Origin of the sequence: Zavarzinella formosa DSM 19928 (genome assembly GCF_000255705.1) — a bacterium.
Taxonomy (GTDB): Bacteria; Planctomycetota; Planctomycetia; order Gemmatales; family Gemmataceae; genus Zavarzinella; species Zavarzinella formosa.
The window spans coordinates 631427-632260 of record NZ_JH636444.1; the positions used below are offsets into that span (position 1 = coordinate 631427).

Consider the following 834-nt stretch of genomic DNA (forward strand, 5'->3'; position numbering starts at 1 on the left):
CGGGCGGGGACAGGCCGGCCGCCCGAGGACAATGGCGAGCGCCTCGGGCGACCCTCCTGACTCCGGCTCCGTCAGGGTCTGCGGCGGCAGCAGGGCGTCGCCGGCCATTTGCCGCAACTCGGCCGTCGTGTAGGGGCCCTTGCGGCCGTTATCTTGAAGGATGAAATGGCGATCCAGGTCGTTCATGGTCCAATTCTCCGATTCGCCGCCGGAGGACGGCGAATGTCACTCATCGACGATGTACACGATCGGCGACATCGGGTTAACGTGCCCGCATGGCGAAAAAGGCCGAGGCCGGCGTGCGGGAGCGGTTCGGGTTCGCGGTGCGCTCCGGCCGGGAAACCCTCAAACTAACCCAGGAGGACCTGGCCGAGGCCGCCGGCTTGCACCGGACCTACCTGTCCGATGTCGAGCGAGGCCGCCGCAATCCCAGCCTCGTCATCATCGCCCGGCTGGCGGCCGCCCTTCAAATGCCCGCCTCCGGCCTGTTCAAGATCATGGAAGCCTCGGACTGACCGCCGGTGTCGCGGGGAATTTCATGAGGTTCTCCGTGACAGACCACGCTGAGCCGGCCGGGCAGATTTCCACCCACCGGGCAAGTTCGTCAAGCCGCCCGTTCTTCTTCCAAAAACCTCTCAAGCCATCCGGCCCCCCGACTTGGAACCTTCGGTCCTTCATGAAGGGTCGGACGGAAATCAACAATCCGCGCATCACAAGCCAGGCGAATCGATGAACACGGTCCGCAAAAGGCTGGTTTGCCCGGCCTTACTGAAGCATGACGAAGACAAGACCGGCCATCACCGCCGCCAGCAGGCAGCCATACCGGACGATCAT

General features: G+C 64.4%; 2 protein-coding genes. One reads left to right on the plus strand and one right to left on the minus strand.

Annotation, left to right across the window (positions count from 1 at the left end; translation table 11 throughout):
* Window positions 1-186, minus strand: a 186-nt coding sequence (locus BGIM_RS65080) for a hypothetical protein (RefSeq protein ID WP_029630968.1), incomplete at its 3' end; no start/stop codon positions are given.
* Window positions 187-275: 89 nt separating this feature from the next.
* On the opposite strand from BGIM_RS65080, the gene BGIM_RS0131765 reads away from it, so the two are divergent.
* Complete coding sequence (locus BGIM_RS0131765; RefSeq protein ID WP_020473700.1) at window positions 276-515, plus strand: helix-turn-helix domain-containing protein; 240 nt, start codon at window positions 276-278, stop codon at window positions 513-515.
* Window positions 516-834: the final 319 nt, after the last annotated feature.